14 protein-coding genes and 1 pseudogene are annotated in these 23,449 nt (G+C 36.2%); 11 read left to right on the plus strand and 4 right to left on the minus strand.

Annotated features, from left to right (window positions below; translation table 11 throughout):
* The first annotated feature begins 99 nt into the window (after window positions 1–99).
* The 7 genes from CSW08_RS07815 (at window position 100) to CSW08_RS07845 (ending at window position 11,648) form a co-directional block, all read left to right on the plus strand.
* The gene (locus tag CSW08_RS07815) at window positions 100–3,183 is read left to right on the plus strand and encodes a PAS domain-containing protein (RefSeq protein ID WP_106659349.1); all 3,084 of its coding nucleotides are present in this window, start codon (window positions 100–102) and stop codon (window positions 3,181–3,183) included.
* A 146-nt stretch (window positions 3,184–3,329) separates the two neighbouring features.
* Window positions 3,330–3,743 (plus strand): HYC_CC_PP family protein, encoded by a 414-nt coding sequence (locus CSW08_RS07820; RefSeq protein WP_106659350.1) that lies wholly within the window; start codon window positions 3,330–3,332, stop codon window positions 3,741–3,743.
* A 108-nt stretch (window positions 3,744–3,851) separates the two neighbouring features.
* The gene (locus CSW08_RS07825; RefSeq protein ID WP_106659351.1) at window positions 3,852–7,613 is read left to right on the plus strand and encodes an efflux RND transporter permease subunit; all 3,762 of its coding nucleotides are present in this window, start codon (window positions 3,852–3,854) and stop codon (window positions 7,611–7,613) included.
* Window positions 7,614–7,629: 16 nt separating this feature from the next.
* Window positions 7,630–8,871: a TolC family protein gene (locus tag CSW08_RS07830; protein ID WP_106659352.1), complete on the plus strand. Its 1,242-nt coding sequence runs from the start codon at window positions 7,630–7,632 to the stop codon at window positions 8,869–8,871.
* Window positions 8,872–8,983: 112 nt separating this feature from the next.
* Window positions 8,984–9,457: a DUF305 domain-containing protein gene (locus CSW08_RS07835; RefSeq protein ID WP_106659353.1), complete on the plus strand. Its 474-nt coding sequence runs from the start codon at window positions 8,984–8,986 to the stop codon at window positions 9,455–9,457.
* Window positions 9,447–11,213, plus strand: a complete 1,767-nt coding sequence (locus CSW08_RS07840; protein WP_106659354.1) for an efflux RND transporter periplasmic adaptor subunit — start codon at window positions 9,447–9,449, stop codon at window positions 11,211–11,213. Before CSW08_RS07835 ends, CSW08_RS07840 begins: the two co-directional genes overlap by 11 nt.
* A gap of 33 nt (window positions 11,214–11,246) precedes the next feature.
* Window positions 11,247–11,648, plus strand: a complete 402-nt coding sequence (locus CSW08_RS07845; protein ID WP_106659355.1) for a heavy-metal-associated domain-containing protein — start codon at window positions 11,247–11,249, stop codon at window positions 11,646–11,648.
* Window positions 11,649–11,829: 181 nt separating this feature from the next.
* Here CSW08_RS07845 and CSW08_RS07850 read toward each other — a convergent pair.
* Window positions 11,830–13,369, minus strand: a pseudogene (locus tag CSW08_RS07850) (IS1182 family transposase).
* Between the two features lie 787 nt (window positions 13,370–14,156).
* On the opposite strand from CSW08_RS07850, the gene CSW08_RS07855 reads away from it, so the two are divergent.
* The 4 genes from CSW08_RS07855 (at window position 14,157) to cysI (ending at window position 19,672) form a co-directional block, all read left to right on the plus strand.
* Window positions 14,157–15,050, plus strand: coding sequence for a LysR family transcriptional regulator (locus CSW08_RS07855; RefSeq protein ID WP_106659356.1), 894 nt, complete (start codon window positions 14,157–14,159; stop codon window positions 15,048–15,050).
* A 288-nt stretch (window positions 15,051–15,338) separates the two neighbouring features.
* Window positions 15,339–15,974 carry a peroxiredoxin gene (locus CSW08_RS07860; RefSeq protein ID WP_106659357.1) on the plus strand — a complete coding sequence of 212 codons (636 nt, stop codon included), beginning with the start codon at window positions 15,339–15,341 and terminating at the stop codon, window positions 15,972–15,974.
* A 19-nt stretch (window positions 15,975–15,993) separates the two neighbouring features.
* Window positions 15,994–17,817, plus strand: coding sequence for an assimilatory sulfite reductase (NADPH) flavoprotein subunit (locus tag CSW08_RS07865; protein WP_106659358.1), 1,824 nt, complete (start codon window positions 15,994–15,996; stop codon window positions 17,815–17,817).
* 154 nt (window positions 17,818–17,971) lie between these two features.
* Window positions 17,972–19,672, plus strand: coding sequence for an assimilatory sulfite reductase (NADPH) hemoprotein subunit (gene cysI, locus CSW08_RS07870; RefSeq protein WP_106659359.1), 1,701 nt, complete (start codon window positions 17,972–17,974; stop codon window positions 19,670–19,672).
* 392 nt (window positions 19,673–20,064) lie between these two features.
* Here cysI and CSW08_RS07875 read toward each other — a convergent pair whose 3' ends face one another.
* The 3 genes from CSW08_RS07875 to CSW08_RS07885 all read right to left on the minus strand — a co-directional run bounded on the left by CSW08_RS07875 (window position 20,065) and on the right by CSW08_RS07885 (window position 23,444).
* Window positions 20,065–21,399 (minus strand): Fic family protein, encoded by a 1,335-nt coding sequence (locus CSW08_RS07875; protein ID WP_106659360.1) that lies wholly within the window; start codon window positions 21,397–21,399, stop codon window positions 20,065–20,067.
* Window positions 21,400–21,603: 204 nt separating this feature from the next.
* Window positions 21,604–21,753: a hypothetical protein gene (locus CSW08_RS18080; RefSeq protein ID WP_157831440.1), complete on the minus strand. Its 150-nt coding sequence runs from the start codon at window positions 21,751–21,753 to the stop codon at window positions 21,604–21,606.
* Between the two features lie 455 nt (window positions 21,754–22,208).
* Window positions 22,209–23,444 carry an NAD(P)/FAD-dependent oxidoreductase gene (locus CSW08_RS07885; RefSeq protein ID WP_106659362.1) on the minus strand — a complete coding sequence of 412 codons (1,236 nt, stop codon included), beginning with the start codon at window positions 23,442–23,444 and terminating at the stop codon, window positions 22,209–22,211.
* Between the last annotated feature and the right edge of the window lie 5 nt (window positions 23,445–23,449).

A 23,449-nucleotide genomic window follows, 5' to 3' on the forward strand; every position in this document is an offset into this window, starting at 1 on the left:
TGTAAAAAGCGTGTGTCTATAAACTAAATATGATGCTATTGTGCACTTAAAATCTTAAAAAACCAACCAGTATTTTTAGATTATTTTAATAATAGACAAATGAAAAGACTGTTTGTATTTTGTGAAAATGACTTTGATTTTTTACTGGAATCGCTACCTTGTTACGAAGGCTTAATCTATTGTTTTTTTGGCGACATAAAACTATTAAATGCAGCCATAAAAAAAAACAAACCAGATGCAATATTGTTTGATAACCCCGGATTAAGTGGGGACATTCCAAACTGTATTTCTCTAAACGATCCCAGCTATTATGTTCCTGTTATTCTATATGGAACGCCCTTTGGAGCTGGACAGTATCCCCATATAAGAATGTTTCAGTTCCCAAACGAGTTTGATTCTATCGCTATTTTTGAATTGTTTTCAAAATTAAAACTGATTGATAAGGCATATATTGAGCAAAAAGATAAATTAGAAGAAAGCCAGCGGTTTTTAGACCTTCTTATGGCTAACATACCTGATGCCATTTACTTTAAGGACAGGGCATCCAGATTTACCAAAATAAATCATGCACAAGCCAATACCTTGGGGATTGCTTCTCCAGAGGAAGCCATAGGCAGAAGGGATGAAGATTTTTTTGGTGAAAATCAAAGTAGGGAAGCTCATAACGATGAACAATCGTTAATGGAAAACGGTATTCCATTGATTAAAAAATTAGAACACTTGGTTACGTCTGGTGGAGAGAAGTTTGTAAAGGCTACAAAAATACCATTAAAGGATTCTAAAGGCAAATCTATAGGAATGGTAGGCATTTCTAGGGAGGTTACAAATGAATACCTAATTGAACGAGATTTACGTAGGGAAAAAAGATACATGGATTTGTTGATGGATAACTTGCCTGATAGGATTTATTTTAAAAATAGAGATTCCCAATTTATTCGTTGCAACATGGCATTGGCAAAAATGTTTGGATTATCGGAACCAGAGGCGCTTTATGGAAAAACTGATTTTGACTTTTTTGGTCATGAACATGCCCAAGAAGCTTTTGATGATGAACAAAGAATTATGAGTGAGAGAACCAGTATTTTGAATAAACTGGAAAGCTATATAAAAAATGGAGAACGTTTTTGGGAGTTAACTACCAAGATTCCAATTGTTAGTAGCAAACAGGAGGTTATAGGTATTGTTGGCATTTCCCATGATTTTACCGAGCAGAAAAAATTAGAAGACAGACTAGAGAAAGAAAAGGACTTTTTGCAAATACTCATGAACAATGTTCCTGATTACATCTATTTCAAGGACATGGACTCTAAATATATTCGCGCAAACAAAGCCATTGCTAATTTTTTTAAAATTGATATTGATGATCTCATTGGAAAATCGGATGCGGATTTTCTATCTAAAGATGCTGCCCATAGATATGAAAAACAAGACGAGGCTGTTCTTGAAAAAGGTGTGGAAATAATCAATAAGGTAGAAAAGTTACAAGACCTAGATGGCAATACTATTTGGCTTTCTGTAACAAAAGTGCCAATAAGGGATAAGAGTTCTAAAATTATTGGTCTTGTTGGTGTTTCACGTGATGCGACCATGCAAGAATTAACTAAAAAGCGGTATGCCGTTGCCAAGGAAAAAGCAGAAGAGGCCAATAAAGCTAAAAGTTTATTCCTTGCTAATATGTCCCATGAAATTCGAACACCCATGAATGGCATTATTGGTATGGCCGATATTTTAAGTAAATCTTCCCTCGAACCTATTCAAATGGAGTATTTAGATATCATCGTAAAATCGGGTCAAACTTTGTTGTCGTTAATCAATGATATTTTAGATTTTTCCAAGATTGAATCCGGAAATATGGAATTGGAAACTGTTCCCATAAACATTAGAAGCATTATTGAAGAGGTTGCCGATATTCATTTAGTGCCTGCGGGGTCAAAATCAACAAACCTATTTACATTTATAGATCCAAATATTCCAGAATTTGTTAGTGGCGATTATATACGGTTAAAACAAATTATCACCAATCTGGTCAACAATGCCATCAAGTTTACCTCTCAAGGAGAGGTTGCCATTTATGTAAACCATATAGCAAACAATGATGGTTTCCATGAAATTGAGTTTAAGGTGAAGGACTCTGGTATTGGCATTTCAAAAGAAAATCAAAAAAAATTGTTTAAATCATTTTCCCAAGTAGATGCATCTACCACTAGAAAATATGGAGGTACTGGGCTCGGTTTGGCCATTTCACAACGATTGGTTGATCAAATGGGAGGAGCCTTAGAACTTGATAGTTCACCAGATGTTGGCTCGACGTTCCTTTTCAAAGCCGTATTTCCTATTTCAAACGAAGCTATAAGGCAAAATCTAATTCTTAATAAAGAAGCCCTGAAAGGAAAGCGTGTGCTAGTGGTTGATAATAATGAAACCAATAGGTATATATTAAAGAATTATCTTGAAGCTTGGAGTATGGAGGTTGTTGAATTGAATGATGGGGCCCTAGCTTACGATTTCTTGAAAAAAGCATCTCTAAAAGGCACTACGGTAGACCTGATATTGGTCGATTACCAAGTACCTGAGATCAATGGTAAAGCTTTTGTGCAAAGCCTTAAGCAAAACCCAGAAACCAGAGACATAAAACTTATTTTACTATCTTCTATCACTCAAGCACTGAATAAGGACGGTTTTGAAGTAGGACTTAACAAGCCTATTAAAATGAACCAATTATTAAATACCATTTTTAAAGTTCTGGAAATGCAATACGAAGACAGGGTTATTGAATGGGCAGAAAGTGAGAACTATCAGTTCGCATTTAAAAATAAAAGGTTTTTAATTGTTGAAGATAATTTGATAAATATTAAAGTGGCTCGAATTGTTTTAAGTGAATTATCGGATCATGTTGAATTAGCCCACAATGGTATAGAGGCCATAGAGCTATTCGAAAGGCAAGACTTTGATATTATCTTGATGGATATTAGAATGCCACTTTTGGGAGGCATAGAGGCAACCTTGAAAATTAGAGAGCTGGAAAAACAGAATTTGGTAGATTTTCCCGTTAAAATCATAGCCATGACTGCCAACACATTTCAGGAAGATATTGAAAGATGTTTGGAAAATGGTATGGATGGGTTTCTGGAAAAACCCTTTAAAAGAAAAGATTTGGTGACAATTTTACAGCGGGTGTTGTGATGCTTAAAAGTGAATTGAGGTTTATAAATAAGCGTTAGTATTTGAAATGTATTAATCCTATTTTGAATATAATGTTATTACTCGATATTTAAACTTCTGTTAAACAAAATAGAGAATTGTTAAAATTTTGTAACTTAGCAATTAATATGAAACAAATATTCCATAAAATAGTGTCAATGTTAATGGCCTTTGTAGTCTTGTTTTCTACATTATCCTTTACATTGAATATGCATTATTGTGGGGATACTTTGGTAGAAACAGCGTTCCTTCACAAGGCAAAAGGTTGTGGTATGGAATTACAAAATCCTTCAACTGAAGGTTGTGTCATTACAAAATTGAACTGTTGTAATGACAAGCAATTATTGATTGACGGTCAAGATGAATTACAACTAAAAATTGACAAAATTTCTTTAGAGAAGCAAGTATTTATAACTTCATTTGTTCATACATATATTAACCTTTTTGAAGGTTTAGATAACAATGCACCTACATTCAAAGAATACAAACCACCACTCGTTACTAAACAACTCTACAAGATTGACGAGACCTATTTAATTTGATTTATAAACAATAGACTGTGTTATCCTATGATAGAATATCGTAAGGATAATTTGTTGTATTCGGTGTGTTCATAACACCAAAGTTTAATTGTTTTAATCATCATTACAATGCTGAATAAAAGCATCAAATTTTTAATAGAAAATAAACTCGTAGCTGTAATACTACTCGTCCTTTTCATAGGTTGGGGAACCGTAAACGCTCCTTTTAATTGGGATACAGGATTTTTACCAAGCAATCCCGTAGCTGTAGATGCTATTCCAGATATTGGCGAAAACCAACAAATTATATTCACCAAATGGGACGGTCGCTCACCTCAGGATATTGAAGACCAAATTACCTACCCATTAACGACTTCCTTACTCGGTATCCCGGGTGTAAGGACTATTCGTAGTTCGTCTATGTTTGGCTTTTCAAGTATTTATATCATTTTTGAGGAAGATATAGAGTTTTACTGGAGCAGAAGTCGTATTCTGGAAAAACTCAATTCATTACCAAGCGGGTTATTGCCTGAAGGTGTTAATCCAGCTTTGGGTCCTGATGCTACAGGATTAGGACAAATTTTTTGGTACACCTTAGAAGGTCGGGATGAAAATGGAAACGTAACAGGTGGTTGGGATTTACAAGAGTTACGTAGCATTCAAGACTACTACGTAAAGTTTGCCTTGTCATCTGCAAGTGGTGTGTCTGAAGTAGCTTCTATTGGTGGTTACGTACAAGAGTATCAAGTAGATGTCAATCCTGAATTGATGCGGCAATACAATATTGGGTTAAATCAGGTCGTAAAAGCGGTTAAGGAAAGCAACAAGGATATTGGCGCACAAACCATCGAAATCAACCAAGCCGAATATTTAGTACGTGGTTTGGGTTATGTGAAATCCATTTCGGATATAGAAAACGCCGTGGTTACTTCCGAAGATTTTACATCAATACGTATAAAAGATATTGGAAAAGTCTCATTAGGTCCGGCAACACGGAGAGGAATTTTGGATAAAGGAGGCGCAGAAGTAGTGGGTGCCGTAGTTGTGGCTCGTTATGGTGCCAACCCAATGGAAGTCATTAACAATGTAAAAGAAAAGATTAACGAGTTAAGTTCAGGGTTGCCTTCAAAAGTATTAGCTGATGGTAGATCATCACAAGTCACAATTGTTCCTTTTTATGATAGAACAGAACTTATTCAAGAAACATTAGGAACGCTCAACGAAGCCTTAACATTAGAAATTTTAATCACCATTCTGGTCATTATCGTTATGGTATTTAATCTTCGAGCATCGGTTTTGATTTCAGGTTTATTGCCTGTAGCGGTGCTCATGGTATTTATCGCAATGAAACTGTTTGGTGTCGATGCTAATATTGTGGCATTATCTGGTATTGCCATTGCTATTGGCACTATGGTGGATGTGGGGGTCATACTTTCTGAAAATGTCATAAGGCATTTAGATGAGGATGAAAAGAAAAGTGAAAAGTTGCCTATCAATCAGGTAGTTTATAACGCCACTGCTGAAGTATCAGGCGCTATTGTTACCGCTGTAATGACAACCATTATAAGCTTTATTCCGGTATTTACGTTGATAGGTTCAGAAGGTAAACTATTTCGACCATTAGCATTTACTAAAACATTTGCTCTAGTAGCAGCTCTTTTTATCGCATTATTTTTAATTCCTCCATTTGCTGCCTTTATATTCAAAAAAGTAAACATAAGAAAAACAACTAGTTATGTATTAAATGGCATATTGATAATACTTGGTCTTATCATTATGATGTATGGTTATTGGATTGGGATTTTGCTTATTGGTTTCGGTATCACAGCCATTTGGTTTGCCATTACAGAGCGCGAGGCCTACAATGTGTCTTTTTTTAAGTTTAATTTTTCATTAAACAAGAATACCATCAATATCATTTTATCGGCAGCAGCCATAGTATTCTTGTTAGCAGAATATTGGAGACCATTAGGAGTAGGTAAAAGCTTTATTTTGAATCTCATTTTTGTCAGTATCATCTGTTTTGGATTTTTGGGAATTTTTGAACTGTTTCAAAAGTATTACCTCAAAATTTTAAATTGGGCTTTACACAATAGATTACTCTTTTTGACCATCCCGACTACGGTTCTTGTTTTGGGCTTTCTCATTATGAAAAATACAGGCAAAGAGTTTATGCCATCTTTAAACGAAGGCTCATTTCTGTTGATGCCAACCTCAATGCCACATGCTGGTGTAGAAGAAAACAAACGCGTGTTACAGCAATTGGATATGGCTGTTGCCAGTATTCCAGAAATTGAAACCGTAGTAGGGAAAGCAGGTCGAGCAGAATCGGCTTTAGATCCTGCACCCTTATCCATGTATGAAAATATGATTCAGTACAAACCTGAATATATGCTAACTGAAAACGGCGAACGCCAACGTTACAAAGTAAATGATGATGGTTTATTTGAATTGAAAGATGGACGTTATGTCGCAAATCCCAATAACTCGGAAGATGTCACCATGAGCGCAGTCGAAAGGTCTCAACTCATCCCAGACGATGATGGTGAATTATACCGCAATTGGCGACCAGAAATACAATCGCCAGACGATATTTGGAACGACATTGTAAAAGTTGCCAAATTGCCAGGTGTTACCTCAGCACCCAAACTACAACCTATTGAAACGCGATTGGTAATGCTGCAAACAGGAATGCGCGCACCCATGGGCATTAAAGTCAAAGGTCAAGACCTAAAACAAATTGAAGCATTCGGGGTACAGTTAGAAAACATTTTAAAACAAGCAGAAGGTGTTAAGGATGAAGCTGTTTTTGCAGATCGTATTGTTGGAAAACCGTATTTGCTGATTGATATTGACAGAGAGAAAATAGCACGCTATGGCATTTCAATACAAAATGTTCAAGATGTCTTATCAGTTGCTATTGGTGGCATGGTTTTAACCCAAACCGTTGAAGGTAGAGAACGTTATGGTATACGGGTACGCTATCCAAGAGAATTACGTGCCAATCCAACCGAATTACAGCAAATCTATATCCCTGTTGAGAGAGGCAGTCCAGTACCGTTAAGCGAACTGGCAACCATTCGTTATGAACAAGGACCTCAAGTGATTAAAAGTGAAGACACCTTTTTGGTAGGCTATGTATTGTTTGACAAACTAGATGGTTTTGCAGAAGTAAATGTCGTTGAAAATGCACAAGCTTTAATTCAGCAAAAAATTGATAATGGCGAATTAATAGTACCTGAAGGGATTAACTATCAATTCACAGGAACGTATGAAAATCAGTTACGGGCAGAAAAGACCTTATCTGTGGTTGTGCCTTTAGCATTGTTGATTATCTTTTTGATTTTGTATTTTCAATTCCGTTCGGTTACAACATCATTAATGATTTTTACAGGTATTGCAGTCGCATTTGCAGGTGGTTTCATAATGATGTGGTTATATGGTCAAGAGTGGTTTATGAATTTTAGCCTGTTTGGGGAAAACTTACGAGATCTCTTTAACATGAAAGTCATCAACTTAAGTGTGGCTGTTTGGGTAGGCTTTATCGCCTTGTTTGGAATTGCTACAGATGATGGCGTTGTTATGGGTACCTACCTCATGCAAACCTTTGATAAACAAAGCCCAACAGACAAGCATGAGATTCGTTCAGCAACGTTAGAGGCAGCAGGAAAACGTATTCGTCCATGCCTCATGACGACCGTTACCACAGTATTAGCATTACTTCCTGTTTTGACTTCAACAGGTAAGGGAAGTGACATCATGATACCAATGGCAATCCCGATATTTGGAGGTATGATCATAGATATTACGTCATACTTTTTAGTTCCTGTATTGTTTAGTTGGAAAAAAGAATTTCAACTTAAGTGGCAAGGTAAAGAAAGTATCGTATAGATTAAAAAATGTAAAAATGAATTACTATAATAAACATATCCTATTTAAAGCGGTCTTTGTTCTTTGTTCTTTGATCTTTTCTCTAATAGGAAATGCCCAACAATTAGAACCTTTGATTGAGGAGGCATTAAAAAACAATCCGGAAATTCAAAAATTTGAATTACAATACAATATGGCTTCCGAAAAAGTTAATGAAGTCAACACCTTGCCCGACACCGAATTTGGCGTAGGCTATTTTGTGAGCGAACCCGAAACTAGAACAGGCGCACAACGTTTTAGGGTATCTGCAAAACAAATGCTGCCGTGGTTTGGTACCATTACTTCACGAGAAAATTATGTAAGTGCTTTGGCAGATGCAAAATATGAGGATATTGCCATTGCCAAGAGAAAATTAATGGCTTCAGTATCGCAATCCTATTATAATTTATACGCCAATAAAGCAAAGCAAGATGTATTAAGAGAAAATATTAACTTACTTAAAACTTATGAAACATTGGCATTAACATCCGTTGAAGTAGGTAAAGCATCCGCAGTAGATGTATTGCGATTGCAGATGCGCCAGAACGAGTTAGAACAACTAAAACAAGTTTTGGAACTACAATATTTAACAGAACAAACCGCTTTCAATAAGCTTTTGAATAGGGATAAAGATATTACAATCCATGTAATTGATGATTTGATAATCCCTTCAGAAGATTTTGAAAGCAACAATGACAATTTATCATTACATCCTGAATTAATTAAATACGATAAACTCTTTCAATCTGTAGAGCAATCTGAATTAGTGAACCAAAAAGAAAGCAGTCCTATGATTGGTTTTGGATTGGATTACATCAGTGTAGAACAACGACCCGATATGAATTTTAGTGATAACGGAAAAGACATTGTAATGCCCATGGTATCATTTTCCATACCTATATTCAACAACAAATACAAATCGCAAACCAAACAAAATGAGTTGCAACAACAAGAAATAACCGCACAAAAACAAGAACGATTAAATACTTTGGAAACACTTCTAGATAAAGCTATTAATGAGCGTATGTCGGCAAGAATAAGTTATAAAATTCAAGCTAAAAACTTACAACAAGCAAAGGATGCCGAGGAGATTCTCATCAAAAGTTACGAAACAGGAACTATTAAGTTTAATGATGTACTGGATATTCAGGAGTTGCAACTAAAATTTCAAATGAACCAGATTGAAGCTATTAAAAACTTCTATGTTCAGAGTACAATTATTAATTATTTAATTCAGTAAAAGGAAGCACATTTACAAAATAAAACCAATGACAAACAATGCATAATTAAACTTTATCAATATAGACATAATGATTGCTATGCAAATTTCAATCTTTTAAAATCAAAATAAAATGGAGAATTCAAAACAAAATAATAATTACAAAACATTCTTTTTAATGTTGGCTTGCTCATTTATAGCCATGTACATCACAATGTATCTAAATACCTATACCATAGACCAAGTATATTTTAGTTTAACACGTTTTTACATGACCTGTTTAGGGATTTCAACCATGGCAGTAATTATGTGGTTTTTTATGCGAAAAATGTATAAGAACAAGAAAAAAAATATAGCAATTTTTGTTGGGAGCTTTATACTATTCGTTAGTGCATTCGGTTTAGTTAGAGCGCAAAAACCAATTATTGGTGACGTGCTTTGGTTGAAAGGTATGATTCCGCATCATTCCATTGCTATTTTAACCAGTGAAAGAGCTGATATTCAAGACCCAGAGGTTAAAAAACTGGCAGAAGACATTATTAAAGCACAGAAAAAAGAAATTGAGGAAATGAAAGTAATGATAAAACGTTTAGAAAATGAAAAATAACAAAATAGTCATATATATTGGTCTATTCACCATTGGTATCCTTTTAGGCTGGTTACTTTTTGGACATTCTACCAATGAAAAAAAAGAACATAATCACGATGCATTAACAGAAACGAATCAAATGTGGACCTGTTCTATGCACCCGCAGATTATGCAACCAGAACCTGGCGATTGCCCTATTTGTGGTATGGATTTAATCCCTGCTGAAAGTGGTAATGATGGGTTGTTAGCAGACCAATTCAAGCTAACAGACAATGCCATGGCTCTAGCCAATATTCAAACCACAGTTGTAGGTAAGGGCATGGTAGAAGATCATGTTATGAAACTATCAGGTAAAATTGCTGAAAATGAAGAGGCCAATGCTGTACAGGTCAGTTATTTTTCAGGAAGAATTGAACAATTGCATGTTAATTTCACAGGTGAAGAAATAAATAAAGGTCAGCTACTGGCATCCATATATTCTCCAGAATTATATGCAGCACAACAAGAACTCCTTACGGCAGCATCTTTAAAAGAATCGCAACCTGCATTATACAACGCTGTGCGTAATAAATTAAAATTATGGAAGCTCTCTGAAAATCAAATAAATCAAATTGAAGAAACAGGCAAAGTAAAAGAAAACCTCCCAGTTTATGCTACAGTTTCAGGTACAGTAACTGAAAAATTGGTACAGCAAGGCGATTATATAAAACAAGGGCAACCCTTATTAAAAATTGCCAATCTCAATTCGGTTTGGGCACAGTTTGATGTCTATGAAAACCAAATAGATCAATTTAAAAAAGGACAAGAGGTAACAGTTACGACAAATGCCTCTCCCAATAGAGAATTTAAAGGGAACGTAGATTTTATAGACCCTATTTTAAATACCAAAACACGTACTGTAACCTTGCGAGTTGTATTGAATAATCAAAACGAGGTATTTAAACCAGGCATGTTTGTGCAAGCCATGATTGAAGGGACTCTAGTTAATAAAACAGATATTTTAACTATTCCATCGTCAGCTGTATTATGGACAGGAGAACGCTCTGTAGTGTATATAAAAACCAATCCAAACCAGCCTGTTTTTGAAATGCGTGAAATAAAATTAGGCAATAAAATTGGGGATAATTATGAAGTTTTGGAAGGATTGGATCATAGCAACGAAATTGTAACAAATGGCACTTTTACAGTGGATGCCGCTGCACAACTTCAAGGCAAAAAGTCTATGATGAATAAAACAGGTGGTAAAGTGACGACTGGCCACGAAGGTCATTTGGGGATGGAAAATACCTCTTTAAATGCTACAGACAATCATGAACGCATTAAAGTATCTTCAGATTTTCAAAATCAATTAAAAACAGTTTTAAACGATTATATAAAATTGAAAGATGTATTGGCTAAGGATGATTCAAAAAACGTATTGGTAGAATCAAAAAGATTATTGAATAATCTGTCTAAAGTTGACATGAAACAATTAACAGATAATAAGGCACATACCCATTGGATGTCGTTAGAAAAAGAGATAAAAACATCGGCAACATCTATTTCCAAAACGTCAAATATCAAAGAGCAAAGAAACCATTTCAAACACCTGTCCTCACATTTAATTAATGCCGTTCAGTTGTTTGGTGTCAATGAAAAAGTCTATGTAGAATTTTGTCCCATGGCAGATAATAACAAAGGCGCTTATTGGTTAAGTAAAGAAGAAATAGTAATCAACCCCTATTTTGGCGATAAGATGCTAACCTGTGGAGAAGTAAAACAAGTAATAGAATAAGTAAAATCAATTATTAACAATTAAATTTTAACAATGAAACAAGTAATTTTAAGTATAGCTGTAATAGTGACTATGGGTTTAACAAGTTGTAAAGACAATACCAAACAAGAAACAGAAGGAACAACTACTATCGAAGCCTCTAAAGATATGGCTACAACAAACATCTCTTTTGGTGTAAGAGGAAACTGTGAAATGTGCAAAACCACTATCGAAAAGGCCGCAAATGGTGTTGCAGGTGTCGTTAATGCCAATTGGGATGTTGATAAAAAGAAAATTGATGTATCATTTGATGACACCAAAACAGATGCCATGGCTATTCATAAAGCGATTGCAACATCGGGTTATGATACCGAAAAAGTTGCAGGAATCGAAGATGCTTATAACAATTTACCTAGTTGTTGTAAATACGACCATGATATGATGATGAATCAATAAGTTGGATGGAAAGTGGGTAACCATTTTAATAATGATAATTAGATTAACAGATTAATGGTCTTTTTAGCTTTTGGAATAAAAATAAAAAGAAGCCGTCTCAATACTAAAATTTGAGGCGGTTTTTTTATTTGATGATATTTTGATAAAACATTTTAATTTTAAAATGAGGGCAAAATTGCGTTTAAGCGGCAATTTTCTTTCTTAAATTGTGCGCAATTGCCATTAAACCGAACTCTAATTCTGTTTTTTCGATTCCTTTTAATGAAAACCGTCTAAAATTATGGTTGTGTTTGAGTTGGGCAAATACAGGTTCTACATCGGCCATGCGCTGTTTTCTTTTTTATAATCCTGTTTCGCTTGTGAGGAGTTCCCTGATTTTTTCTTTGTGCCTTTCAAGGTTGTGGTTTCGTTCTATGGTTCGATTTCCTTGTGCCTTAAAACACTGACCCCGTAATGGGCAACCTTCACAGTTTGTGGTCCCATAGTGTGATAAGTGCTGTATGTATCCAGCTTCGGTAGTTCGTCTGCTTTGATGGGTTTTATGCATTTTTTGTCCCATTGGACATACATAATAATCTTCTTCTTGATTATAATGTAGATTTTCCTTGCTAAAGGGTTTATGCTTTTTTTGATAATTCTTGCCTCGTTCCTTATCAAAGGTATTGTACTTCACATAAGGCGTTAGGCCTTGCTCTTGAAGGTAATCGTAGTTCTCTTCACTTCGATAGCCTGCATCGGCAGTGATGTCTTCCATTTCTTGAAAAACCTCTTCTCCATAGGTTTCTTTTAGGTTTTCCAAATGTGGTTTTAGGGTTTTGGTGTCTGTTGGATTTTGGTGCAATGTATAGTTTACTATGATCTGGTTCTCGGTCGATATTTGGGCATTGTAGCCTGGTTTAAGTTGCCCGTTCTGCATATGGTCTTCTTTCATGCGCATAAAAGTGGCATCGGTGTCGGTCTTGCTATACGATTTTCTTTCGCCTAAAATAGCCTCCTGCTCTTGATATTTTTCAAGATTCTTCTCAAAGTTTTGCTTGATGTAATGAAGTTTCGCTTTGGATTTTGATGAAGCTTTTTCGTTCCCAGCTAGTTTGGCATCTATTTGCTCTACTGTTTTTTGGATAGTTTCTCTATTGATTTCCTTGAACTCGGGCGGTTCTGGATTGGGGCCATCGTCGTTGGAGATACTTTGGGCATAATTCCATAAGTCTTCCAATTGGGTAAGCATTTTGGTTTTTGCTTGTCTTGATGCTATTTCCCCAAACAAAGGTATATCTACCTGCCTGGGCCTCTATTTTTGTGCCATCTGTGTAAATTTGTTTCAACGAAATAAATCCTTCTGATGCCAACATTAAAACCACTTGTATAAAAATTTCTTTAAAACTGTCCTTAAGCTTGTTGCTCCTGAATCGATTGTTTGTATTATGGTCAACAATGGCCATGCCAGTGAGCCACATAAAATTGATGTTCTCCCTAACGGCCAGTTCAATCTTTCGGGAAGAATAGATGTTGGTCATGTAGGCATAAAGCATCACCTTGAGCAACATTTTTGGATGGTAACCTGGATTGCCCTCTTTGCTGTATGCTTTTAATAAGGGTTGGATATTGATTGATTCAACAACTTGGTCAACTACCCGAACTGGATGTTTATCAGAAATAAAATCGTCAAACGAATAAGGTAAAAGTGTGGTCTGTCGCTGATTATAATGTTTGAAATTAATATGTAATCATCTGTAAATCAGTTATAAATATAGCGTAAAACACTATTTTATCCAAGAAAAAAAACACAAAAAAACCGCCTCAAGTTGTGAGACGGCTTCTTCCTTTTGCGGAGAAAGAGGAACTATCCGTAATCTTACTTTTACCTATTTTATTGGGTTTATGGCAGGTCTTTCTGGGTATATACGCACCGAATTACGCACCTCATTTTATTTATTAATCTAATTGTATTCAAAACACGCTATATTATCCCAAAAAGCATAAAGTATTTTTCTCTAAATCAATTTCGATAGTTTACTTTTAATAGAATATATCAACTTTCAGTTTAGCTTTTAGCGTTTTTTTAAACCTCTTTTTGAGAAATATTAATTCTTACTTGTGTTTAAATTCAATACCCAAATGCCTAAATGAGTAGAAAACGGTTTGGTTAGAAGTTATCACTTTTTACTCGATTTGCCCGCTATTTTCACTTAACCGATGTTAGCCTTTCGTTATTTTTATATTCTTTTATTGTATTCAATCCAAGGCCAGCGAAAATGCCTTCTTATATACTTCTTATGTTGAGCCCATAAATGTATATTTCTTTCTCTAATATAGTCTATATATTAGTTTTTAGAGTACCCCATCTATCCATTTATAAGTGATTACACTAAAAAAAAGAGAATAAATTTCATTATTTTGAGCCGGAAATAGAACTATTAAGGATCAAGCAAATTCAGGAGGGGGAATTACATTAATAAAAAACCTTCTGGAATTAGCTGTTAACGGCATTTATGATTATTATTGTATATGTTCGATTTTCGTTTAAAGGTATTTAATACTGTGGCCAGAAGGCTAAGTTTCACGAAAGCTGCCGAAGAGTTACATATATCGCAGCCGGCGGTGACTAATCATATAAAGGAACTGGAAAACCAGTTTGACCTTGCCTTATTCGATAGAAGAGGGAATAAGGTACAGCTTTCTCCTGCAGGGGAGGTACTACTGAAACATACAGAAGAGATAAAGGAAATTTACCGAAAGATAGAATTTGATTTAAACCAACTTAATCAAACCTTTAAGGGTGTCCTGCATATAGGATCCAGTACATCTATTACACAATATATTTTACCCCCCTTACTGGCCCGGTTTCACAAAATTCATCAGGAAGTAAAGGTGGAGTTGTTCAGTGGAAACTCCGAGCAGATTGAACAGGCCCTGCTTGATAAAAAAATTGAAGTTGGAGTGATTGAAGGTAAATCCAAACGCCGGGAAATTCATTATACCCCATTTCTAAAAGACGAAATCGTACTGGTGTGCAGCAGTAAAAATACTTTGGCAAAAAAAGATGAAATAATGCCGGAAGAACTGAAAAGAATTCCTCTCCTGTTAAGAGAACCAGGGTCGGGGACGCTGGAAGTAATTGCCGATGCCTTAAAGCGGAAGGGAATAGGCCTGGCTGAACTGCAGGTCGAAATGCAGCTGGGAAGCACTGAAGCTATTAAATCATACCTGCAGCATTCCGATTGTATGGCCTTTGTATCTTTACATGCCATTCTGAAGGAGCTGGAAAGCGGAATTCTGAAGATTATTGAGATTAAAAAGTTGCCGATTTATCGGGATTTCTACTTCATAACCCCGCAGGGGCCCGAAGGTGGTCTTCCCGGGTTAATTATCCAGTTTTTGATCAGGAACCATAATTATTGATAATTCAGGTGGAAGGGAAATAAGAGGTCAAATAGTCCATTAAGCCCTCTGGAATTATTTTAATTACGGCATTTCCAGTTGTAACTGCGAAAGATTTACGAATTCAGGATTCTTTCAGTCATTATTTCCTTTTACTCTCCCTCATAACTTTAGGTTATTCAATATTAATATTTACAATTGGCATTTAAGTTTAATTCAGGTTAATTTTGAACTCAACAAAGAAAGCAAAAGCTGGATTTTGTTATTATCAAGAATTGAAATTAATGTTACACTTAAAAACTAAAGAACATGAGTTTAAGAATTGGAGATGATGCCCCAAATTTCACAGCGCAAACAACAGAAGGGGAAATAGATTTTCATCAATGGCTGGGGAACAGTTGGGGAATTATTTACTCTCACCCTGCCGATTATACCCCTGTTTGTACAACTGAACTTGGTCGCACAGCACATTTAAAAGAAGATTTCGCCAAGAGAGATACAAAAGTACTTGCCGTTAGTGTTGATGATCTGGAATCTCATAAGGGTTGGGTTAAAGATATTAATGAAACCCAGAACTGTGATGTAGATTTCCCTATTATTGCAGATCCTGACAAAAAGGTGTCTACACTTTATAATATGATTCACCCAAATGCTTCTACAAGCGCGACGGTAAGGTCGGTATATTTTATTGGTCCCGATAAGAAGATCAAGGCTATCATAACTTATCCTGCATCTACTGGAAGGAATTTCACAGAAATCCTAAGGGTAATTGATTCACTTCAACTTACTGCTAAGCACAGTGTTGCTACCCCCGTAGATTGGAAAGAAGGAGAAGATGTAATTATTGCTCCTGCTATAAAACAGGAAGATGTGGAAGGGAAATTCCCGAAGGGACACCGTGTTATAAAACCCTATTTACGATACACCCCACAGCCTGATAAATAAAGTTGAAAAATAAGTGGCCATGGATATAAAAAAAGGATTGGAAAGAGGACCGTTTAACGATAAGCAGGCGGAAAAATTAAATGAAGCGCTGTCAGGATTGGATTCCGGACAGCTTCAGTGGCTTAGTGGATATTTTTCAGGTATTAGCCAAGTTTCTCCTGCAGCTATCGCGACGGCTGATCAACAACAACCTGCCCCTTCTGAAAATACTGCCTCTGAAAGCCAGACTGAAAAGCTGAACATTTTGTTTGGCAGCCACACGGGGAATAGCGAGGCTTTGGCATATGATCTGGCCTCAAAGGCGAAGGAGAAGGGCATAGAAACGGAAGTTTCTGATATGGCTTCCTTTAAACCCAGGAATCTAAAAAAAATATCGAATCTAGCAGTTATTGTGAGTACCCACGGTTTGGGAGAACCTCCTGTACAGGCAGAGGATCTGTATAATTTTCTGCACGGAAAAAAAGCACCTGACCTTTCACATGTCCGATTTTCGGTACTGGCCCTTGGCGACAGCAGCTATGTGGACTTTTGCCAGACAGGAAAAGATTTTGATGCTGCATTAGAAAAACTTGGTGCTCAGCGAATAGGCTCTCGTCAGGATTGTGATGTGGATTATGAAGAAGAGGCGGAAGCATGGCAACAAACTTTTCTTCAGGCTCTTTCAAAATCTTCGAATGCAGAATCCGCCGTGGAGGTACCAAACTATACAACTGCCCCGGTTAAGGAAACAAAATATTCCAGAAATAATCCATTTGAAGCAACTATTCTGGAAAAGGTAAGACTCAATGGGAGGGGATCATCTAAAGAAACCATACACCTGGAGCTGGATCTGGAAGGCTCAGGGTTGCAATATGAACCGGGTGATGCCCTGGGAGTTTATGGAGCCAATCCGACTTCCCTTATAGAAAAGGTTTTAAGTGCTACTAATCTTTCAGGAAATGAAAAGGTGCAAAGTCATAAGGGCGAAAAAAGCCTGAAGGAAGCTCTCACTTATGATTATGAGCTAACCCCGTTGTCCAGGGTAAATTTATCGAAATATGAGGAATTAATAGGGAGTACTAAGCTAAAGGAGGTTCTTTCAGATAATATGAAAATCCTGGAGTATCTGCCGGGGCGTGATTTTCTGGATTTACTGGAAGAGGAGCCTCATAAATTTGAGGCAAACGAACTGCTTTCTGTATTAAGAAAAAATACACCCCGTATGTATTCCATAGCCTCTTCACAGGATGCTGTGGAAAACGAAGTGCACCTTCTTGTATCTGTAGTACGTTATTCTGCTTTTGGCAGGGAGAAAGAAGGACATTGCTCAGCAACCCTTGCCGACAGGCTTCAGGTGGACGACAAAGTAAAAGTTTTTGTCGATAAAAACAGTAGGTTTAAACTTCCTACCGATCCCGAGGCACCGGTAATCATGATAGGTCCCGGCACAGGAGTTGCCCCTTTCAGGGCATTTATGCAACATCGCGAGGTCTCGGAGAAAAAAGGGCCGTCCTGGCTCTTTTTCGGGGATCGCAATTTCACTACTGATTTTCTTTATCAAACCGAATGGCAGCAATACCTTAAAGAAGGGGTGCTAACAAAAGCAGATGTAGCCTTTTCCCGGGATCAGGAGCAAAGATTTTATGTGCAGCACAGGATGATGGAAAAAGGAAAAGAGCTTTATGACTGGCTTGAAAAAGGAGCGCATTTTTATGTTTGCGGCGATGCCAAAAAAATGGCCAAAGATGTGGATATTGCCTTAAGGGAAATTATCCAGCAACAGGGGGGAGTAACTCCTGAAAAAGCTGAAGAGTATATAAAATATCTTCAGGTATCAAAACGCTATCAGTCAGATGTTTATTAGATAACAAACATTTAGTTTAATCGGAAAAACTGCGCTGCTTTTAACAACAGAGGATTTTCCGGTTAATAATTTCCGCAGGGTTGAATTATGGTAACACAAACCAGATTTTCCCTTACAGAGGAAAAAATATATCTTACAGAAAAGAAGTTAATTTATGGAAGAGCGATTGGATAATCCGAATTTATCAGAAGATGAATTTATAAAAGATAAAAGTGATTTCCTGAGGGGAACCATCAGGGAGAGCTTAAACAATCCCCTGACGGGTGCTCTGGATCCGGATGATATGAAGCTTATTAAATACCATGGCTCCTATCAGCAATATGACCGGGATCTGGATAGTGAGCGTAAACAGCAGAAGCTGGAACCCCTTTATCAATTTATGGTAAGGGTGAGGGCAGCGGGCGGAATTACCACTCCCGAACAATGGCTTGCTTTAGATGAACTTTCAGACAAGTATGGTAATGGCACCATGAAACTTACCACAAGGCAATCGTTTCAGTTCCATGGGATCTTAAAACGCAGCCTTAAACCAACAATCAAGGCTGTAAATGAGGCATTACTAACCACTATCGCAACCTGTGGTGACGTTAACAGAAACGTGATGTGCACTCCAAATCCTTACCAGTCGTCTATCCATGAGGAAGTGTATGAAATGGCTGGTCAAATAAGCGAGGCTTTTCTTCCTGAAACTACAGCTTACCATGAAATTTGGCTGGATAAAGAAAAAGTAGCCGGAAGTCCAGATGTGGAGCCTTTATATCATAAACATTATCTCCCCCGTAAATTTAAGATTGCCATAGCTATTCCACCAAATAATGATATTGATGTTTTTGCCAACGATATAGGGCTTATTGCCATTGAAGAAAATAATGAATTAAAGGGATTCAATGTATGTGTAGGCGGTGGACTTGGAAATACTTTTGGAGAGAAAGCTACTTATCCGCGTTTGGCAGATGTAATAGGTTTTGTCGAAAAAGATAAAGTGATTGAAGTGGCCGAAAAAATTATCGCTATCCAGAGGGATTTTGGTAACAGGGAAGACAGGAAAAATGCCAGGTTCAAGTACACCATCGATAAAAGAGGACTGGATTGGTTTGTAAACGAATTGCATACCAGCCTAGGGTGGGAAATTGAAAGTCCTCGGCTCTTTAAATTTAATACCAACGGTGATGAATATGGGTGGGTTAAAGGAACAAATGGGAAATGGTTTTATACCTTATTTGTAGAACACGGCAGGGTAAAAGATGAGGAAGGTTACCAGCTTAAAAAAGCATTGAGGGAAATAGCGGAAATATTAAAGGGAGATTTTCGACTTACCGGAAACCAAAACCTTATTATAGCCAATGTAGAAGAAAAAGATAAGAAATCCATTGAAACCATTTTAGTAGAACGCGGGGTTTTTAATAATCCAAAGCTTACCGGGCTCAGGAAAAGTTCTATGGCCTGTGTAGCCCTGAACACCTGTGGGCTTGCCTTCGCGGAAGCTGAGCGGTATTTGCCTTCCTTAATTGACAAGCTGGATGAAATTATGAGGAGAAATGGCCTTGAAGAGAATGAAATCAACATAAGAATGACCGGCTGCCCTAATAATTGTGCCCGGTCATCTTTGGGAGAAATAGGCTTTGTAGGTCGTGCTATAGGCAGGTATAACATGTACATGGGTGCAAGCCATAACGGCGATCGTTTGAATACCTTGTTTAAAGAAATGCTTTCGGAAGAGGATATATTGCATGAGCTGGAACCTATCATTGAAGCCTATGCAAAAGAGCGGGGAGAAGGGGAGCATTTTGGGGATTTTGTGATCAGAAAAAAAATAGTGGAAGCAACAGACCGGCCTGTAAAAATTTTATCTTAATAATAGTAATCTCCTGCCAGAGGATTTTCATACCGGTTGCTCTTTTCATAATATAAACCTATTTATAGTCTATCCCGAAAATATAAAATTTTATCATAGTTGTTGGCAATCTCTAATATCCAGGCTTGTAGAGCATCATAGTAGTAGTAATAGGGTGAAAAACCAAAACTTAATCTTTAAATTCGCGAAATGATTATTACGCCCCTAATTATGCCCCTAAAAATGAAAAGCCCCGTAAACAGTACATTTACGGGGCTTTCAGCGGAGCAAGACTATATCTATACCATTTTATTATTGTTACTTTATTAGTGGTTAGAAAAGGTCTTAAGTTTTTGGGTAAATTACTTTTACCTGTACCTTTTACAAAAACATAAGCAATACTTCTAATTAGGTTAAAATTGTTTTCCTTTTTCCGTTAACCTATATTTTTGTTTACTGCTTTTAGGTTTGTCCGGTATAGTCATTTCAATTAATTCTGCATCAAGTGCTGGCTGCAAATAGTTATATAAAAATGTCGGACGGTGTTTTATATCTGACAAATTCATTAACTCTGTCGTTGTATATTCATTTTGATCTACTTTTGAGAGTAATTTTAGAACTTGTTCGGTAACTTGTTCGGTAACTTGTTCGGTAACTTGTTCGGTAACCTTTTCAGAAGCAGGAAAAGTCATTCTCGTAAAGTTATCCATAAACCTGAAACATTCTTTTCCATAGCTCTCCAAAATTCTTGGAATACCAGAACCCAATTGCTCTACTAATTCCAAATCCCTATAAACACGCATTAACTCTTTATTTCTCGGAATAGAAACGCCTTCAAAAAAATCTACTTCGCTTAGTCCTTCCGGTAATGATCCAGCGGAAGTTATTTCAATCCTGTCATCAAATATTTCAAATTTAGGGGGTACTTCTCGAGTATAATCGTTATGCACTATAGCATTATATATGGCCTCCCGCAAAGCAATAGGGCTCCATAGTTTCCGTTCAATACGTTGCTTTGATGTGATGGTTGCAAAAGTTGTATTTTCTACTGCAATTTTATCCAATACACTTTTTGTGGCCTTAATGAGTGAACAATATCCATATTCGTTGTTTTCTATTAACTCTACTCTATTTAGACCTTTATATTTTGCTACTTTAATGGATACATTATTAACATCTGCTAAAAGGTATGCCGCATAATTAAGAAAACCGTCTTCGGTAAGAAGTTCTAAGTTCTTTTTAAACTGTTTGTTAAGAGGTTTACCATTTTCCTGGTAATAGATATGAAGCTGTTCAAAATTCAAGTCTTGACGATGCGATTTTATTTTTCCTATTGAGTTTCGGGTACGAGTAGCAAAAAGTTTATCAATCATGGTTTGGGGCATGGGTTCAGCTGCCGTACCAACACGAATGAAACTGCCTTTTTCGGTCATGCCATATTTCTTTTTGAAATAGGGTTTCTCACTACCACCTGCTACTATAATTTTGATAATTTCTCTGCTGTCACGTTCCTCTGTCACAACATCAAACAACCCCATGGCAGAAGGTAAAATGTTGTTTTTGATACGGTCTTTAATTTTAAGCATATCACCATCAATGTCATTTACACCCAATGTTTTTCCATGTTTATCAATACCGATATAAATCAACCCACCTTCCAGATAATTGAGAAAAGCTATAACCTCCTTTTCTAAATCAAGGTCTTTGGTTAATTTTTCCTTATATTCTATACGGTTTGTTTCAGACATTGATAATGATTCTTAAAGAAGGTAAAAATAACAGTTTAAATAAAAAGAAGAAATAAGATTTTCAATTATGTTTCTATCTTTATCATTACAGGTATCGGAAAATCTACTCCAATTAGTATTATTTCATACAATCCAAGGAAGTAAGTGTAAATTCTAGATACTATAATTATAGAACAAATAACTTGTTCTATAATTTGCAATTTCTTAATAAGCCACGGGCAAATTATCCAATTCTCTCTTATAAGTTTTCCAATTTGGCATATACTTATCTAATAGCCCTTTAAAAGCTTTTTCAAATTGTGCTTGTTTAATTGTGTTCAATGGCATACGTTCTGCCATTCTTTCAGCAGCCAATTGGCAGCGTTTTCCAATAAAACTTTCGTATTAGGCAAGGCCCTTAAAATCAATACGGTTGACAAATGATGAATGTGCACATACGCTTTACCTGATGCACAAAGGCAATCGCTTGGCGCTAGCCCAGGTTCATGTCGTTCCTTTGTGCCAGGTGTTTTCCATCTTTAATGCCGAGTTAGCCTCTTTTTATTTGATGATAAATCCTTTACTTGGTATTATTTTGAAATTAAAAAAGCTTATAAACACTAGGTTTAAGGGCTTTAGGAATTTAAGCATTCCCAGCGGAGAAAGAGGCTCCGATGACCTTTAATTTTTATCAGTGATAGCAAGGCTTCCCGAGTTTTAAGTTGCCTTAGGGTAACTCATAGGGTAACCACTTTTTTAAGTATCAAATGTTCTAATGTAAATGAACGAAAATTATTTTAAATACAAGAATCGTATGTGATTTTAAATTACTACATATTTTCAAGTCTAATAAAGTTAGCAAGTGTACTTATAAGTCTGTTGTGATTTTTTACAAAGGGATTAGTTTTATCCCATACGTATCCAGCAAGTACTGCACAAATTTGATTTTTAATTTCTGGATTATCATTACCTTCAAAAAAGACTGTTTGCAAATTTCCTGTATACCATTCTTTTACATAGGACCCAAAAACAGTTGTTCCTTCTAATATGTAATCTTCATACTCTTTTTTCCAATCTACAACTTCATTATGGAGTGCTTTTATTATCAATTTTGCTGCAAGGAGTCCGGATTCTGTTGCGAATGTTACACCAGATGAAAATACTGGGTCTAAAAATTCCGCACTATTTCCTGTAAGTACAAATCCTTTACCAAATAATTGTTTTACTGATTTTGAATAATTTTTAATTGTAATAGGTTCAAATAGAAAATCGACATCTTTAAACCTTTCATAATAATATTTTGAAAGCTTCAACATGTTTTTGAGTTTTATTGTATTTGAACCTTCAAAACTGTCTAAAAATTGATTTCCACATACATAACCTATACTTGTATTACCATTAGAAAACGGAATAACCCATAACCAACAATCTTTATCAATAACATCAAAAGTAATAAGTGTGCCTTCTTTTCCTTCTGGTCTATTGCTGTCTTTTACATGGGAAAATATTGAAGAGTGCTCTGGTATTTCCGACGGTTTATCTAAGTCTAATAATCTTGGTAATACACGACCGAAACCACTAGAATCTATAATGTATTTGGCTTCGATTATATAGCTTTCTCCTTCTTTAGTTTTTACTGCGGTTCTAGATGTTCCATCTTTTCCAAAACACACATCAACGACTTCATGACCAAAGGAAATATTTACACCTTTTTCTTTGAGTTTATCTGTTAATAACAAATCAAAATCTGCTCTTGGTACTTGCCAAGTCCAGTTATAACCTTCAGTGTGTTTTTTACTAAAATCAAATTCACAAATTGTATCTTCTCTAATAAATCTAGCGCCTCGTTTTATTTCAAAACCATACTCTGCAATACAATCTAACAATCCTACTTCTTCAAAATGATCCATACATCTAGGTAAAAGACTTTCGCCAATTACAAAACGGGGAAATTCACTTTTCTCTATAACTTTAAGGTCTATACCATTATTCTGTAGATGAGCTGCAGCAACACATCCAGAAGGTCCTGATCCTATAACCAAAACATCAATTTTTATATCTTGCATATACT

Source organism: Confluentibacter flavum (assembly GCF_002843175.1).
Lineage (GTDB): Bacteria > Bacteroidota > Bacteroidia > Flavobacteriales > Flavobacteriaceae > Confluentibacter > Confluentibacter flavum.